Origin of the sequence: Pseudomonas sp. NPDC087342 (assembly GCF_044744265.1) — a bacterium.
In the GTDB taxonomy this organism is placed as follows: Bacteria; Pseudomonadota; Gammaproteobacteria; order Pseudomonadales; family Pseudomonadaceae; genus Aquipseudomonas; species Aquipseudomonas nunensis.
The window spans coordinates 49,676-66,366 of sequence record NZ_JBIUXZ010000017.1 but is presented as its reverse complement, the minus strand read 5'-3'; the positions used below and the strand labels follow the sequence as shown (position 1 = coordinate 66,366).

General features: G+C 59.7%; 13 protein-coding genes and 1 pseudogene. 6 read left to right on the top strand and 8 right to left on the bottom strand.

Going from position 1 to position 16,691, the window contains the following annotated elements:
• Positions 1-652 (top strand): annotated as a pseudogene (locus tag ACIOYV_RS24765) (amidohydrolase family protein); the annotation flags it as partial.
• Between the two features lie 54 nt (positions 653-706).
• Here ACIOYV_RS24765 and ACIOYV_RS24760 read toward each other — a convergent pair.
• Positions 707-5,638 (bottom strand): dermonecrotic toxin domain-containing protein, encoded by a 4,932-nt coding sequence (locus ACIOYV_RS24760; protein WP_401327817.1) that lies wholly within the window; start codon positions 5,636-5,638, stop codon positions 707-709.
• A gap of 252 nt (positions 5,639-5,890) precedes the next feature.
• On the opposite strand from ACIOYV_RS24760, the gene ACIOYV_RS24755 reads away from it, so the two are divergent.
• Entirely contained in the window at positions 5,891-7,015 is a 1,125-nt protein-coding gene (locus ACIOYV_RS24755; protein ID WP_401327814.1) for a sensor histidine kinase, read from the top strand.
• Between the two features lie 133 nt (positions 7,016-7,148).
• On the opposite strand, the gene ACIOYV_RS24750 is transcribed toward ACIOYV_RS24755, so the two are convergent.
• Together ACIOYV_RS24750 and ACIOYV_RS24745 are read right to left on the bottom strand one after the other, a co-directional pair.
• Positions 7,149-7,454 (bottom strand): chaperone modulator CbpM, encoded by a 306-nt coding sequence (locus ACIOYV_RS24750; protein ID WP_054044061.1) that lies wholly within the window; start codon positions 7,452-7,454, stop codon positions 7,149-7,151.
• A gap of 27 nt (positions 7,455-7,481) precedes the next feature.
• Entirely contained in the window at positions 7,482-8,429 is a 948-nt protein-coding gene (locus ACIOYV_RS24745; RefSeq protein ID WP_054044062.1) for a DnaJ C-terminal domain-containing protein, read from the bottom strand.
• A 296-nt stretch (positions 8,430-8,725) separates the two neighbouring features.
• On the opposite strand from ACIOYV_RS24745, the gene ACIOYV_RS24740 reads away from it, so the two are divergent.
• Positions 8,726-10,000: an Hsp70 family protein gene (locus ACIOYV_RS24740; protein WP_265042758.1), complete on the top strand. Its 1,275-nt coding sequence runs from the start codon at positions 8,726-8,728 to the stop codon at positions 9,998-10,000.
• Positions 10,001-10,119: 119 nt separating this feature from the next.
• Here the strand turns inward: ACIOYV_RS24740 and ACIOYV_RS24735 are convergent, their stop codons facing one another.
• From ACIOYV_RS24735 to ACIOYV_RS24725, 3 genes are all read right to left on the bottom strand, one after another.
• Positions 10,120-11,133, bottom strand: a complete 1,014-nt coding sequence (locus ACIOYV_RS24735) for an AI-2E family transporter (RefSeq protein WP_054044064.1) — start codon at positions 11,131-11,133, stop codon at positions 10,120-10,122.
• 235 nt (positions 11,134-11,368) lie between these two features.
• On the bottom strand, positions 11,369-11,674 hold the full coding sequence (locus ACIOYV_RS24730; RefSeq protein WP_054044065.1) for a PsiF family protein: 306 nt from the start codon (positions 11,672-11,674) through the stop codon (positions 11,369-11,371).
• A 72-nt stretch (positions 11,675-11,746) separates the two neighbouring features.
• Positions 11,747-12,535: an AraC family transcriptional regulator gene (locus ACIOYV_RS24725; RefSeq protein ID WP_401327809.1), complete on the bottom strand. Its 789-nt coding sequence runs from the start codon at positions 12,533-12,535 to the stop codon at positions 11,747-11,749.
• Positions 12,536-12,633: 98 nt separating this feature from the next.
• Here ACIOYV_RS24725 and ACIOYV_RS24720 point away from each other — a divergent pair, with 98 nt between their 5' ends.
• Positions 12,634-13,521: a DMT family transporter gene (locus tag ACIOYV_RS24720; RefSeq protein WP_401327806.1), complete on the top strand. Its 888-nt coding sequence runs from the start codon at positions 12,634-12,636 to the stop codon at positions 13,519-13,521.
• A gap of 96 nt (positions 13,522-13,617) precedes the next feature.
• On the opposite strand, the gene ACIOYV_RS24715 is transcribed toward ACIOYV_RS24720, so the two are convergent.
• On the bottom strand, positions 13,618-14,508 hold the full coding sequence (locus ACIOYV_RS24715; RefSeq protein WP_401327803.1) for an esterase/lipase family protein: 891 nt from the start codon (positions 14,506-14,508) through the stop codon (positions 13,618-13,620).
• A gap of 106 nt (positions 14,509-14,614) precedes the next feature.
• Positions 14,615-14,920 carry a multidrug efflux SMR transporter gene (locus ACIOYV_RS24710; RefSeq protein ID WP_290028072.1) on the bottom strand — a complete coding sequence of 102 codons (306 nt, stop codon included), beginning with the start codon at positions 14,918-14,920 and terminating at the stop codon, positions 14,615-14,617.
• A gap of 181 nt (positions 14,921-15,101) precedes the next feature.
• Here ACIOYV_RS24710 and ACIOYV_RS24705 point away from each other — a divergent pair, with 181 nt between their 5' ends.
• Both ACIOYV_RS24705 and ACIOYV_RS24700 read left to right on the top strand, forming a co-directional pair.
• A complete protein-coding gene (locus ACIOYV_RS24705) occupies positions 15,102-16,055 on the top strand; it encodes a LysR substrate-binding domain-containing protein (protein ID WP_401327799.1) in 954 nt (317 codons plus the stop codon).
• A gap of 91 nt (positions 16,056-16,146) precedes the next feature.
• Positions 16,147-16,677 (top strand): bacterioferritin, encoded by a 531-nt coding sequence (locus ACIOYV_RS24700; protein ID WP_054616379.1) that lies wholly within the window; start codon positions 16,147-16,149, stop codon positions 16,675-16,677.
• Positions 16,678-16,691: the final 14 nt, after the last annotated feature.

Sequence of the window (16,691 nt, the reverse complement as noted above, 5' to 3'; positions counted from 1 at the left end):
CTTGACCTGCTCGATCAACGGCTCCGACAGCCAGGCCATGGGCCGCGTCGGCGAAGTCATCACCCGCACCTGGCAGACCGCCGACAAGATGAAAAAGCAGCGCGGTCCGCTGCCCCAGGACGGTGAAGGCAACGACAACTTCCGCGCCAAACGCTACATCGCCAAGTACACCATCAACCCGGCGATCACCCACGGCATCAGCCATGAAGTGGGCTCGATTGAAATCGGTAAATGGGCCGACCTGGTGCTGTGGCGCCCGGCGTTCTTCGGGGTCAAGCCGACGCTGATCCTCAAAGGTGGCGCGATTGCCGCCAGCCTGATGGGCGACGCCAACGCCTCGATCCCGACGCCACAACCGGTGCACTACCGCCCGATGTTCGCCAGCTACGGCGGCTCGCTGCACGCCACCAGCATGACCTTTATCAGTCAGGCTGCGCAGGAAGCGGGATTGCCCGAGGCGCTTGGTTTGAAGAAGAAAATCGCCGTGGTCAAAGGCTGCCGAGAGGTGCAGAAAACCGACCTGATCCACAACGATTATCTGCCAAACATAGACGTCGATCCGCAGACCTATCAGGTCAAGGCCGACGGTGTGTTGCTGTGGTGCGAGCCGGCGGAAGTCCTGCCGATGGCCCAGCGTTACTTTCTGTTTTAAGCCAAAAAAAAAGCCCCGATGCGCACATCGGGGCTTGATCAATGCCAGGTTTCATTACGCAAACGGCGCGTCGTCCTTGTCCAGTCGTGCCCAGTCCATCGCGTCCTGAGTCAGTTTTTTCAGTAGCTGCTCCATCTCGTCGAGCACGCTCTTGTACTCGCTGTCGAACGCCTCATCGGTCATCACCTGACCCGGTGCGAAGGCACTTTCCGGCTTGCCCAGTTCAGCGGCCAACACGCGGATTCTTTCCTTCAAACGCTCTCGCGCTTCAGGCGTTAGATCGACTGCGTCAGCCCGTTCGTCCATGGCCATCTTGAAGTCGGTGAGGGCTTCCAGCTTGCGCCGGAATGCGCTGAACAGCCGCCGATTGCTGCCCTCGGCATAGGCTTTCCAGAAGGGCAATTCAGCGATCGCATCGCGCAGAAGATCGCCTTCCTCCAGCGCCAACACCCGCTGATAGGCCGTTTCAATCATCGAAGGGGTCACGCCGGCTATCTTGCGAAACTGCATGCCCCGCGCCTGCCAGGGCAGGTTCAGGCGCTCGGCCAAATCCGTCATGAACGCCAGGTGGACCTCGACTTCATCAATCGTGCCCGTGACCTGACCTTCAGCATTGACCCGTCGGTAAGTCTCCCCCACCGCCAGCCGTTCGGAAATATGCCGACGGGCAATCGCATCGACCTGTTGCAACCGCGTCTTGCCCTTGGCCAAACGCACCAACCCGGCCTTGACCAGGTCCGCGTTCTGCAACTGATAAGCCTCGTGGATCATCACCTCGATGCCCATGGCGTTGAACCATTGGGTCAAGCCATCGACGCATTCGGTCGGCGCGACCGCTTCGGCGAAGATCTTGTCGCGCAGCGCGTCATCTTCGGCCATGGCTTCGATCATGCGCCAGACTTTGGCACTCAGGCCGATTCGGTAGGTGCTGTCGACCGCTTTGAAATCCGCGGTTTTGGTGAGCTGATGAAGCTTTTCGAAAAACGGAAACGAGCTGAACTCGTCTTCCAGGTTGTCCCAGATCGGTTGCAGGGTTTGCCACCGCGGTTCACTCAGACCGGCGCTCCAGTTGATGCTGTCGAGCGGCCCTAATGGCGCAAAAGGGCGTTCCGGGTCCAGCCCCACCGATTCGACGTACAGCTTCAACTGTTCCAGGGTTTGTGCAGACATCCAGCGCGGCTCGAGGCTGATGTGTGTGCGCGCCAGCAGTTCCGCACGGAACGAACCCGGCGCGACGTCGGGAATCAGGCTGATCGGGCATTCGCGCAAGTCCAGGAAAAAATGCCGTGGCCGCACTTGCAGGAACAGCCCTGTCGGCCAGGTGTTCACCCCGGTATTGCTCATTTGCAGCATGACCAAGTGGCGCATCCGGCTGATATCGGGCAGCAGGCCCAGCGGATTGCCCATCAGTGACATGGAGCGCATTTGCGTCAGGCCCCGCAGGCTATTCACCGCCTCGACGGTCAAGACAATCTGGTTATTACTCAACAGCAGGTTGGTGAGATGCCTCATGCCGCCGATTACCGATGGCAGGCGGGTCATCCGGTTGTTGCGCAGGTCCAACTGGCGCGCCTGACGGAAGTGATGCACAAACGTCGCGTGGCTGTCGCGCAAGCCATTCCCCGCCAGGTTCACATTCGTCACATGGTCGAAGTTCGCACTCAGTACCGGCATGCTTTCCAGATGTTTTCCAAGGTCCATGACACTCAGGTCAAGTGCCTGGGAATGCGCTTCCCCCGTGACCTCGGCGCCACGGGGACCGGTGCGTTGCCAGCATTGACGAAGAGTCTTGTAGATCTGGTTGCGCGACTCGAACTCGGATAAACCACTGCGACTGAAACGCGGCGCCTCGCCGAACTGGTTGACCCAACGATTCATGACTCGGCTGAACGCATCGAACTCGTCTTCGAGCGCGCTTATCTGTTGTACGAGCTCGCCCCTTGCAGAAAACCGACTCATCATCTCGTCAAGATCGACATCGGTGAATTGGGGATACAAGCAACTGGCACGGTATCGAATCGTGGCCGGGGAAGGGTTGAATCGGTATCCCCACATGCCACCGGGGAGCTTCATGTGTTCCGGGTCATAGGCCGGCTTGAACGTGGGGTAATCCTCGAGAATCGAGCTCAGTTCTTCTTGAGCCAGCGGTTGCCTCTGCACCGTTTCCTTGAGCCTGGCGCCTTCGACAATTTCAAAGCCCAACGCCTCGCGTTCGGCATCCGGCAACGCATGCAGCACAGCGCTATAAATATCGTCAGCGCCGTGCAGGTGCTGATCGCGATGATCGCGTGCTTCGAATGCTCCCTCCTCATTGAGTACCAGCACCTTGCGGTTCGCGGCATCCGGCGGTCCGACACTGTCGCGCAACTTGCCCATGATCGAGAGCTCGCGAACTTCGATGCGCACGGACGATGACCAGCCGGGCAGCGCCGCCATGCTGTGCAGCGCCAGCCGTTCAGTGTCGGCGTTCGCCAGCACCTCCAGATACAAACCTTCGTAGGCGCGCACCGTCCGCACCTCGGCCATGGCACGTTTTGCCAAGGCCTTGACCTGCAACGGCAGACGATCTTTTTGATCGATGAATGCCAGGTCTTCGGGCGAAATCCGCTTGAGCATTTCACGCGCGACAGCGCCTGGCATCGTCGGATATTCCCGTTGCAGCAGCAGTTGCCGAGCATCCGCCGTCACTTCACCAGCCTTGTACAGCGATTCGAATTTGTTCTGCAAAATCTGCGGCCCCAGTGCCTCGGCCTCGCCATAGGCCTTGAACCGCCGCAACGTGTCGATCAACAACGCTGGCGGACTTTCCTGTTCGACGTGCATCCGGCGCAATCGGGTGTGATCGACGCCACTGACGATCCGTACCTGTCCCTGGCGGGCGCTGGGCAGTTCTTCGAACGCAGCCCCGAAACGCCGCCAGACTTTGGCTTCATCCCAAAGCTGAGGTCGATCGAGTTCGCTGGTCCAGGCGCCAGCACCGTTGTGGGCCACTTGCGGTTCGTACGCGTTGGCGCGCGAGGGATGGCGGATGCGATGGCCGTTGCTGTTCGGGCCTTCCTTGATTGCGTAGTGTCTGTCATCCAGCGCCAGCACGGTCTCGCCGTCGTGCAGCAACAGACCCGTCTCATTCGACCGCACGTTATTGGGTAGCGGAATCTGTCGTTCATACGGCGTCAGGTCGGGGTTCCACAGGCTTGTCTTGCCGTCGGGCAGCTCCACTGATTTCAAGTTGTCGACAAACGGCGAGGGCTGTATCGACAGCGCGGCCCCGGTTGGCAGCACATGCCCGGCGCCCATCAGCGCCAGTTGCGCGCCGTTGATCAGCACCGAACTGATGTGCCCCGCCGCTTCTTCGCGATCGCCCTTGCTCCAGTCTTCAAAGCCCTCGGCGAGTTCTTCGACCAATTGCGCAACCATGAGAGCGAGCAGCGCTTCGCCCACACCCGGAATCAGCATCCCGGCAAAGTTGAACACGTTCCAGGCGATGTCCAGATAACCGGTCAGGCGCTTCCAGCGTGTTTGCGCATCTTCGTCGCCGGTTGGCACCGCAATACGCCGGGCATCGGCAATGGCTTTGTCCCGTCGGGTGGTGAACAACGCACTCCATACGTTGCCGCTGATGACATGGGTGAGCGGTTCCGGGTTGGCGTTCTCGATAGGTGTCTCACGCCACCAGGGGCCCATGTCCAGAGGTTTTCGTTGCGCCCATTTAAAGGTCTTGAGGCGTTCGTTGACCCGGGCGAAAAATACGCCTTTGTCCTTCTGATCGACGAAACGGCTGAAAAACTGCTGATACTCGACACCGCGCAGTTGACTGACCAGGGTCTGCATAAAGTCGGTGAACGAGTCGTACTCTTTGATCGGGTGCTGCGGGTCGCCGGGTATGTAGGCGATCAGCCGTCCCGCCAGACGGTTTTGCCGATGAAGATCATCCTTGCGCGCCAGTTCCTCGGACATGCCCTGGGGACCATTGGCGAAAAACGCCTTGATCAGTTTGAACAGCTCATATTCCTTGCCCGGCAGCACCGGAATGCGATCCGACCATTCGCTCCAGAATTTCAACTGTTCAGAGGTCAGTGCATCAATTGCCTTCTTTAACTGCGACGGTTCGGCTACGGCGCTGAACAGCACGATGCCGCCGAGCCTGAAGCCCATCAGCGACAGACGGTGGCAGTGCATCGGCGCGCCATACCAGGAATTATCCGGTTCGCCGTCGTGCACTTTCAGCAGCGCGCCGAAACCGTGGGCGCTGACCTCGCCCTTGAGCCGCGCCAACAGTGCGGCCAGTTTGAACGCGGCTTTGTCGCTGGTGACGGACCTCAGTTGCAACTCCATCCGCGCGGCGGCCGACGTCGGGGTCAGGATGCCTTTGAGATGAGTCTGATATTGCGCGCCGAGGTCCAGCGTGCGGCACAGCGTGACAAATTGCGCGACGGTCATGGCGTGGCGCAAGGGCGCGTTTTCCGCATCGAGGGTAAACACGCCGGAGCCATCGCGGAACGCCGCCGGCTCGGCTTCGTCGGCCTCGAAGTTGTGCAGCGCCGCATCGAGCAGGGTCATTTGTTTGAAATGGTCAGCCCCTCGATCAATGCCGAAGATAATTTTACTGGGGACATATAAACGCAGTTCGGCCACGCGAACATCCAGCTCAATATCCCACTGATCTTTTAATGCTTTATTTAGTAGCGGCTCGGCGAAGTCTCGAATATCAGTTTCAAACTTATCCAACAACTTATCGAGGTATCCCTGAAGCAGCCAGCGCCGACTGTAAAGATCCTTGAGTGCATCGCGGTCAATCTTACGAGCCTTGAGATACCACGGCGCAAAGAACTCGGTCACGCCGTCCTCATTAGCCAGCAGGCTATCTGGCGGCATCATCCCGTGCGAATCCTGGATCGCCTGTTTGATGCGATCGATATGAAAACCGAGTGTCATGGTTTCAGTGACAGTCGCTGCATCCTCCCTGATGTTCCGTATATCAGCCATATAACAACAACCTTCCATGATTATTGGAGGCATCAGGCTAGCGAGCAGAGTCCGTTAATAAAAGATCAAAATCCTGCGGACAACAGCGTTAAAAACCTGCGGACACTTTAATAAATGAAATACCGGATATATATAAATACCACCTGCCAGGTCACTCGCCCTGCACCCACGCATTCAGCAGTGTTTACCCGGCCGTGAAGAGGCTAAGATGCTGCGCCATCAACGGTCATTTTTTGTTCGGAACCATCGTCCATGCGCCTAAGCGAATTCATCGTGGTTGAGGTTGATCGTATCGTCGATGAGTGGGAGCAATTCGCCCGCGTCATCACGCCGGACGAAAACCTTGATCGCATCACCTTGCGCGATCACGCCAGCTCGATTCTTCTGGCGGCCGCGCGGGACATGAACACCGCCCAGACCGCCCAGGAACAAGCCGCCAAGGCCATGGGCGACGGTCCGGAAAAAACCCCCAGCCTGGATCAGGCCGCCGCCAGCCATGGCGAGTTGCGGCACAACGTCGGTTTCGATCTGGTGCAGATGACGTCCGAGTTCCGCCATCTGCGGGCCTGCGTGATTCGCCTGTGGGTCAATAGCCTGCAAGCCCCGGACCTGGCGTACTTCCAGGACATGATCCGCTTCAACGAAGCCATCGACGAAGCCCTGGCCGAATCGACCGCCGCCTATGCCGAGCAGGTCAACCACTCGCGGGACCTCTTCCTCGCGATCCTCGGCCATGACCTGCGCGCACCGTTGCAAGCAGTGAGCATGTCCACCGAGTTGCTGCAGCGCAAAGTCAATCTTGAAGGCGACGCACTGGCCTGTTTGCACCACATTCAGCGCGGCACCCGGCACATGTCGGTGATGGTCGCGGATTTACTGGAATTGGTGCGCAGTCGCCTGGGCAAGAGCCTGCCGATCGACCCCAAGCCGATGGACATGGCCGACGCGGCGCATGAAGCGATCGCCCAGGCCTGCGCCGGCAATCCCGAGTGCGATCCCATGCTCACTATCAGCGGCGACACCCGAGGCAACTGGGATGCCGGGCGTATCGCTCAGCTGCTGCAGAACCTGATCGGCAATGCGTTGCAACATGGCACGAACAAACGCGATGTCACGGTGAACCTCATCGGCGAACCCTACGCGGTGCGCCTCACGGTGCATAACTTTGGCGTACCGATTCCGGAGGATGCGCTCAGCACGATCTTCGACCCGCTGGTGCGCACGGCCAGCGAAGAACTCGGGCAGCCGTCGACCAGCCTTGGGTTGGGATTGTTTATCGTCAAGGAAGTGGTCAACGCTCATCAGGGGACGATAGAAGTCAGTTCCAATGAGGTGGAGGGGACGTTGTTTACGGTGGTGTTGCCTAGAAAGGTTTAATGCCGACGGACCGCGTTATCGTTCTTCGCGAGCAGGCTCGCTCCCACAGGGAATTTTTGTACAACGCATATCCTGTGGGAGCGAGCTTGCTCGCGAAAGCGGCCGAATAGACAACACAGCAACTTCAGACTATCTACTCAACCACCAACCGCCCCAACCGCTGCTTGAGCATCCGGTTCTCCGCCCGCAGTTGCTGGACTTCTTCAAGCAGGTCCAGCGCCAGGGCGACGCCTTCCCATTCCAGTTCCAGATCGCGCCGCAGCTTGGCGGCGCGCTTGGCCAGGGCCAGTTCGTAATCGTTGAAACGCCAGTCCTTGGGCGCGGAGCCCTGAGGTTCGAGGATGCCGTGTTCGACGATTTCGATCACGTAGACGTCCGACAGGTCGGTCGCCTCACAGAATTCTGCCATGTCCAGTTGAACGATCAGGGGACTGCTCATAGTCAGTAGCTCCATGGTTCTAGCGGATCAAAAATTTTCTCTCGGGTCGAACGCGGCTTTCTTCGCCAGTTCCTGCCACAACGCCTTGGTTTCATCATCCAGGACTTTAGGCATCACAGCCTTGAGTTGCACGAACAGGAAGCCCCGCTCACCCTTTTTGTTCATCAAACCGTGGCCCTTGGCGCGCATGCGCTGGCCGTTCTGGCTGCCGGCCGGGACCTTGAGGTTGATCTTGCCGGTCAGGGTCGGCACCGCCACTTCCGCGCCCAGCGCCAGTTCCCACGGCGCCAGCGGCAAAGTGATGATCAGGTTTTCGCCTTCGACGTCGAATTTAGGGTGCGGCGCAAAACGGATGATCAGGAACAGGTCGCCATTGGCGCCGCCACCGACACCCGGAGCCCCTTGGCCCTTGAGGCGGATACGCTCGCCGTCGGTCACACCGGCCGGGATCTTCACGTTCAGGCTTTTCGGGGTGTTGCTCACATGCTGGCCGGCCGCGTTGTATTGCGGCACCTGGAAGGTGACCTTCTTCGATTCGTTCGAGAGGGTCTCTTCCAGAAAAATCCCAAGTTCCATTTCCACGTCTTGCCCTCGACGTCCGGCACTGCGACGCGACTCACCACCAAAACCAGGACCCCGGTTGCCGAAGATCGAACTGAAGAAGTCCGAGAAATCGCCCGTGTCCTGACCACCACCGAAACCGCCGCCACCGCCACGTCCCTGCCAACCCGGCGGGCCCTGGAACGGCTGGCCGTGCTGGCCGTATTTGCGCAAGTCGTCGTACTCGGCGCGCTTGTCCGCACTTTTCAGCGCTTCATAGGCTTCCGAGGCGTCCTTGAACTTGGCCTCGGCGTCCTTTTCCTTGCTGACGTCGGGGTGGTATTTGCGAGCCAGCTTGCGATAGGCGGCCTTGATCGTCTTATCGTCAGCGGTCGGTTCCACACCGAGAATCTTGTAATAGTCTTTGAAGTCCATCTAAGGATCACCATCCGTTATCAAATCGCGCCACTGCCGGCAGCATGCGCGTATTAACAGCCACCGGGTTGACCGATCTCAAGATTGTGACCGGGCAGCGCATCAGAAGTTTATCGGCAGCGGCTGGCGGTTCTTGCGACCGCCGAATGGCTGCCAGGGTCGATGCAGACAAGTTTGGGGCATCCGGCCAGCTTATCAAGGCGCTATTGATGGTGATTTAGCGGATAGTCGGCCTTCGAATCTTCGCCGCACTGACATACACTGCGCGGCCGTTTTTTAACCGGAACTCGAAAGACATGAAAAACGCATCCCCAGCCCGTGCCTGTGGTATCGACTTCGGCACGTCCAACTCCACCGTCGGTTGGCTGCGCCCCGGCATGGAAACGCTGATCGCGCTGGAGGACGACAAGATCACCCTGCCTTCGGTGGTCTTCTTCAACATCGAAGAACGCCGCCCGGTGTACGGCCGGCTGGCGCTGCACGAGTACCTGGAAGGCTACGAAGGCCGGTTGATGCGCTCGCTCAAGAGCCTGCTGGGTTCCAAGCTGATCAAGCACGACACCAGCGTCCTCGGCACGGCGATGCCGTTCAAGGACCTGCTGGGTCTGTTTATCGGCCAGTTGAAGAAGCGCGCCGAAACCGCCGCTGGTCGCGAGTTCGAAGAAGTGGTGCTGGGTCGCCCGGTGTTTTTCGTCGACGATGATGAACTGGCCGACCAGGAAGCTGAAAACACCTTGGTCGACGTAGCCCGTGCCATCGGCTTCAAAGACGTGTCGTTCCAGTACGAGCCGATTGCAGCGGCATTCGACTACGAGTCGACCATCGAAAAAGAAGAGCTGGTGCTGATCGTCGACATCGGCGGTGGTACGTCCGACTTCTCGCTGGTGCGCCTGTCGCCCGAGCGCCGTATGCACGACAACCGCCACGATGACATCCTCGCCACCGGCGGCGTGCACATCGGCGGGACCGATTTCGACAAGCAACTGAGCCTGCAAGGCCTAATGCCGCTGTTCGGCTACGGCAGCCGCATGAAGAGCGGCGCCTACATGCCGACCAGCCACCACATGAACCTGGCGACCTGGCACACCATCAACTCGGTGTACTCGCAAAAGTCGACCCTGGCCCTGGGCAGCATGCGCTACGACATCGAAGACACCGGCGGTATCGATCGCCTGTTCAAGCTGATCGACCAGCGCGCCGGCCACTGGCTGGCCATGGAAGTGGAAGAAACCAAGATCCAGCTGACCCACGCCGACAGCCGCCACGTGCCGCTGGACCGTATCGAGCCGGGCCTCAGCGTTGAATTGACCCGCGCATTGTTCGAGTCCGCCATCGACAACCTGCTGGAACGCGTGCGCAACAGCGTCACGCAACTGCTGAACGATGCCAACGTGCGGGTTGATCAGGTCGATACGGTGTTCTTCACCGGCGGTTCGAGCGGGATTCCGGCGCTGCGCAACAGCGTCTCGGCAATGCTGCCGAACGCGCGGCATGTGGAAGGGAATATCTTTGGCAGCATCGGCAGCGGTTTGGCGATTGAGGCGATGAAGCGTTACGGCTCGATGGACTGATCCAGGACCGAGTGGTGCCCTTCGCGGGCAAGCCTCGCTCCTACAGGATTTGTGCGATCCCCTGTAGGAGCGAGGCTTGCCCGCGAAGGCACCAGCTCAGGCACTACACCTCTACCTGATTACACCATCCCCGCCAGCTTCAACTCACTCTTCAAATACGCGTAATAAATCGGCCCCGCCACCACCCCAGGCAGGCCGAACGCGGCCTCGAACACCAGCATTGCCAGCAGCAACTCCCACGACTTGGCACTGATCTGCCCGCCAACAATGCGCGCGTTGAGGAAGTATTCGAGCTTGTGGATAAAAATCAGATAACCCAGCGCCGCCACGGCGACCCAGATCGACAGCGACAATCCGACGATGGTGATCAGGGTGTTCGACATCAGGTTGCCAATCACCGGCAGCAGGCCGAGCAGGAACGTCAGCACGATCAGGGTTTTGGTCAGCGGCAGCTTGATGCCGAACATCGGCAGGATCAGTGCAAGGAAGATCGCGGTGAAGAAGGTGTTGAGCAGGGAAATCTTGATCTGCGCAAACACGATGTTACGAAACGCCTGGACCAGCAGGTGCAAGCGGTCGAACAAGGCAGCGGCCAGCGGTTTGCGCTTGGTCACGTCGGGTGCCCGCTGCAAGGCGATGATCGCGCCCAGCACCATGCCGATCAGCAACGTCACGAACATGTGCGCCGCGTCCTTGCCCACCAATTGCAAGTCGCTGAGGTGCTTGCTCATCCACTCGCCGATAGCCACGCGGAATTCGGCGGCGCTGGCCGGCAGGTAGGCGTCGATGAACGGCGGCAGTTGCCCGCGGGCGCGGTCGACCACGTGCATGAATTTGTCGAGGGAAGCGCCGGGGTTTTCCGCTTCGTGCAGCAGGAAGCTGATTGCACCGGCGAAGATCAACGCCAGCACGCTGACCACCAACGTGCCAAGCAACGCCACGGCCAGCCAACGGGCGCGGCGACCTTCGATCAGCCGCTGCAATTGCGGCGTAAGCATGTTGACCAGTTCGAACACCAATAGCCCGGCCAGCAGGCTGGGCAGCAGGCGCAGAGGGAGGACCAGCAGCAAACCACCGAAGATGATGACCCAACTGATAAACAGCAAGACGTGACGTTGAGAAAACGTTGGCATACAGCCTCAAAACGAACGGCGTAAAAGGATGGGCAGTCTGCCAGCGATCCGGGGCCAGCACTAGGGATTGTGTAGGTCGACCTTGGTCGGGGGACTGACGGCTTTTTTCAGTGCCCTGACTGGCCTCTTCGCGAGCAGGCTCGCTCCCACAATGGATCTGTGTTCACCGGGCAAATGTGGGAGCGAGCCTGCTCGCGAAGAGGCCCTCAGACCCCCACATTTTCCGGACCAATACCTACTTTTTCTTCAGGCAATCACTCATGAACGCTTTACGCGCATCGCCCTTGAGCGCCTGGGTGGCGGCCGTGGCGTTGCAGGTTTTCATCTTCTCTTGCTGCGGGGTCAGGGTTTTCGCGTCATTGGCGGCCGGGGCCGCTTTGAGGCACGTGCTCATGAATGTCTTGCGCTCATCGCCCTTGAGGCTTTTCGCGGTAGCGTCGGCATTGCAGGTGGTCATTTTGTTCTGTTGGGCCGTGGCGGCGAAGCCCTGGGAGCAGAGCAGCAAACCGATCATCAACAAAGGGACACGCAACATCTTCATGGAGTTTTCTCCTTGTTGCCGCACCGATGGATGCGGCCTCGCCCTGAAGTGTAGACAAACCCCGTTACACCTTCACCTTGTCTCAAGATGACTGCGCCGGTATTGCTCCGGCGTGCACCCGGCCTGGCGCTGAAACATCGCGATAAATGCCGAACCGGTGCTGTAACCCATGTCGAAGGCGATGTTCTGAATGCTGCGCTGGCTGTCTAGCGCTTCGATGGCCGCCAGAAACCGCAGGCGTTGCCGCCATTCGCCGAAACTCATGCCCAACTCACGCAAGAACTGCCGGGCGAGCGTGCGTTCACTGACATGAATCTGCGCCGCCCAATCGGCCAATGGCCGGTTATCCCCAGGTTCGGCTTGCAAGGCTTCGAGTATTCCGAGCAAACCCGGATTGCGCGCGTAGGGCAGATAACAGGCGTGTTCGGGCGCCTGTTGCAACTGGTCCACCAGTACTTGGGCCAGGCGCACGTCAGTTTCGTGCTCCGGGATTTTCACGTCACGGGCGGCGAAGTCCTTGAGGATCGCCTTGAGGATGTCGCTGATCGCCAGGGTGCAGGCCTGTTGCGGCAGGTCGCGGCACAGCGACGGCGCCAGGCACACCGCGCGGTAGTTGATCGGCTGGTTGCTGTAGAAACTGTGCTCGGTCTGCGGCGGCACCCAGACCGCGTACTGCGGCGGCGACATGAAGCGGCTGTTGCCGATTTCCATGTGCAACACGCCGTTGGCCGAATACTCCAGCGTGCCCCACGGATGTCGGTGGGCCGAGGCGTATTCGTGGGTGTCGAAATCGGCGTAGCGGAAGTACACCGGGGCCGGCAGTTCGCTGAAATCCAGCAGATCGATGTGTTTACTGCTCATGCTGTCCGTCATCCGGGGCCGATTGTCTGGATCGCAGTATAGGCTTGCATCCAGACAAGCGGATAATTGCCCCTCATCAACGTTCTGGTTTTTCCCTCATGCAATACATGTATCCCCTGCTGGCCATTTTTATCTGGGCCGGCAACACCGTGATCACCAAGATGTCGGCCGGCGCGATTTTCCCCGCCGAGATCGGCTTCTATCGCTGGCTGCTGGCCGGGATGCTGTTCACGCCCTTCATGCTCAAACCGGTGATCGCCCACTGGCCGCTGATCCGCCCGAACCTGGGCAAGATTTTCATCCTCGGCGTGCTCGGCATGGCGGTCTATCAGAGCCTGGCCTACTTCGCCGCAAGCCTGACCACGGCCACCAACATGGGCATCATCCTGTCGCTGATGCCGCTGATGTCCCTGGCGATGGCGATTATCAGCCTCGGCCAACGCCTGACCGCCGGGGCGCTGGCCGGCGCGGTGTTGTCGTTCGCCGGTGTTTTGGTGGTGGTGTCGTCGGGCAGCTTGGGTGCGTTGCTGGAACATGGAGTGAACCTGGGCGACGCAATGATGCTGATCGCGACCCTGGCCTACGCGATCTACAGCACGCTGCTGAAAAAATGGCAGCTGCGCCTGCCGCCGCTGGTGTTGTTGTATATGCAGGTGTGGGTGGCGGTGCTGGTGCTGTTTCCGCTGTTTGTGATTTCGCCGAAGACCGGCCTGACCCTGCAGAATATTCCGCTGGTGCTCTACGCCTGCCTGTTGGCTTCGATGATTGCGCCACTGGCGTGGATGCAAGCCGTGGTGCGCCTGGGCCCGAGCCGGACCACGCTGTTCTTCAACCTGCTGCCAGTGATTACCGCACTGATTGCGGCGGTGGTGCTGCATGAGCAGTTGGCGATGTATCACTTGGTCGGTGGGATGTTGACGTTGGGTGGGGTGATTCTTTCGGAGCGGTGGACCACGGTGTTGGGCCGCAAGATTAGCGTTGCCTGAGCTGACGCCTTCGCGGGCAAGCCTCGCTCCTACAAGAGGTCACCTTACCTGTAGGAGCGAGGCTTGCCCGCGAAGAACGATGACTCGGTCTGAAGGTTAAACCCCGGCCGCCTTCAACCGCGCCGCATGCTCGACAAACAATCGCACCGGATCCGCGCCCTTCCCCACCAGCCCCAGCGACTGGTTGACGATATCGAAATGATCCAGCGGATATTCGTCGCCAATCACCGTGCCCAAATGCGAGCTATAGCGCCCGACCATCCCGTCGCAATGCCCGGCTTCGCGCACGAACGTTGTCGCAAACAACCGGCAAAAACGATTGGTCCCGTCGAACAGATTACCGCCGCGATCGGTCTTGCCCGGCTGCAAGGTGCCGGACCAGGAGTAATAACGCACACCGTTGACCTCTTCCGGCCCCTGTCCGCCCCAGGTTTCAGGCAAGCCCTGTGGATAACGCTGGTTGAACTGCGCCACGCCGTCGGTCGTCAGGGAATGGTGCGAAGCATTGATGTCCACCGGCAGTTTCGGTCCGCGATAGCCGGTTTCCAGCAGGCTCATCAAGGCGCCGATTATCCGCAGCAAAACGCTGAGCACCCGGCCCTTGGCGCTGTCCGCCGGGTAATGTTTGTGCAGGTAGTCCGCCAGTTCCGAGCCGTGATTGGGCCCGGCCACCGAAGTGACTGAAGCCACGCGGTCCGGGCGTTTGGCGGCGGCGTAGCGCGCGGTCAGCGAGCCCTGGCTGTGGCCGATCAGGTTGACCTTCTCGGCGCCAGTTTCCCGCAGGATCTCGTCGATCCGCGCCAGCAACTGCTCGCCACGCACTTCGGTCGAATTGAGCGGCGACACCTGCACCGCAAACACGCTCGCACCACCCCGGCGCAACGCCGCGACGATCCCGAACCAGTACGGATAAAAAAGCACGCGGATAAACCCGAGCATTCCGGGGACCAGCACCAACGGGTAACGCGTGGCGGAACCTTGCGACATGGGCGGACATCCTTGTGATCGGTGAGGTGACGCAAGGCGGGATGCAAGACATCAGCCAAGCATCGCCAGCGAACATGACCAGTCTATGACATCCGCCAAACACGCTTTACTTCAGCCCCACGACGCCCGTCACGATCAACCCGACCGATATCAGCTTCACCACGGTCAGGGTTTCGCCCAACAGCGCAAAGCCGAGAAACACTGTGCCTAGAGAACCAATGGCGGTCCAGATCGGGTAGGCGATGCTCACCGGCAACTCGCGCATGGCCAGGGTCAGGAAGTAAATCCCGGCAATTGCCGCCACGACGGTGATCACCGACGGCCACAGCCGAGTGAAGCCTTCGGAGTACTTCATGCTCATGGCGAAAGTGATTTCGAACCCGGCAGCGATCAGCAAAAAAAACCAGGCCATTTAGAACTCCTCGACCAAGCGCCGGGAATGAACACGCTCGTCACCGGGGCTTACATCTATTACAAGAACTGAACTCATCTGAATCTCCTAAAGAACTACACTTGAATGGCTTGCAGCCTGTCGTGCAAAGCAGTCCCTCTTCAAATGAGCAAAAGTCATTCAGGATGAATCCATTTCATCCATGGAGTATTCAATGTTCGCCTCGCTGCCGCTGACCGCCCTGCGCGCTTTCGAATCGGCTTCGCGCTTGCTGAGTTTCAAGGCCGCCGCCGAGGAACTGTCGGTGACGCCCACGGCGATTTCCCATCAGATTCGTTCGCTGGAGAGTTGGCTCGGCATTGCGCTGTTCGAACGGCTGCCGCGACAGGTGCGCCTCACGCAGGGCGGCGAGCGGTTGTTCCAGAGCCTGCACGGGGCTTTGCTGGAAGTGGCGCAGAGCGTCGACACGCTGCGCCCGCAACGCAGTGGCACGAGCCTGACGATCTCTACTATCGCCGCGTTCGCTGCGCTGTGGCTGGTGCCGCGATTGGGGCGCTTCTATGCGCGGTATCCGCATATCAGCCTGCGGCTGGACACCCATTGTGACGTCATCGATTTGCATCAGGACGCGAGTGTCGATCTGGTGGTGCGCTACACCCTCGACGGCTACCCGAACCTTTATGGACTGTGCCTGTTCGACGAGTCCTTTGGTGTCTATGGCTCCGCCGAACAGGTCGCCCTGGCGGCCAGCCAGGTACCGACACTCATCAGCGTGCGGTGGTGTCATGCGAAATTTGACGCGTACAGTTGGGAGGCCTGGTGTGCACAGTCCGGCGAAACCTGGCTGGCCGGGCATCCGGCGGTGCGTGAATACGACGAAGAGCATTACGCCTTGCAAGCGGCAATCGCCGGGCAAGGGCTGGTACTGGCGAGCAATATCCTGGTGTCCGAGAGCGTCGCCAACGGGCTGCTGGTGGCTTACAAAGGTGAGGTTCAGATCGATGGCGCCGGGTACAGCGCGCTGTGCGTGCCGGGGCGCGAACGGCATCCGCCGGTGCGGGCGTTTTTCGAATGGCTGCGCGAGGAGGCGCGGGCGTCAGGGCATGCCTTGCGTGATCCAGATCAACAAAGGCTGACCGCTGGTTCAATTACATAAAACTTTCTGCAGCGCTCATAACTCACACCTTAAGTAGCGATCACGTCCCCAGAGGCGTGACGCAAACCGGATTAGCCTCCAGGAGATCGAGATGAGCGACATGCATTTGTCTGATGTAACCACCCTGCGTGCACGCGCCCGCCAGAACGTCGAAAACGGTGCCGTGACCGAAAGCTACAGCGCCGACCTAGACGAGGTGCTGCGCTTGCTCAATGAATCGTTGGCCACTGAACTGGTCTGTGTATTGCGCTACAAGCGCCACTACTTCATGGCCAACGGCCTCAAGGCCCACGTGGCCGCCGACGAATTCCTCGAACACGCGAACCAGGAAGCCGAACACGCCGACCGTCTGGCCGAGCGCATCGTGCAACTGGGCGGTGAGCCGGAGTTCAACCCCGACCTGCTGTCAAAAAACTCCCACGCTCAATACGTGGCCGGCAACAACCTCAAGGAGATGGTCTACGAAGACCTGGTCGCCGAGCGGATTGCCATCGACAGCTACCGCGAGATCATCCAGTACATCGGCGAAAAAGACCCGACCACACGGCGCATCTTCGAAGACATCCTGGCTCAGGAAGAAGAGCATGCGGACGATATGGCTGACATTCTGAAAGATTTGTAGCGCCTGGTAGATCG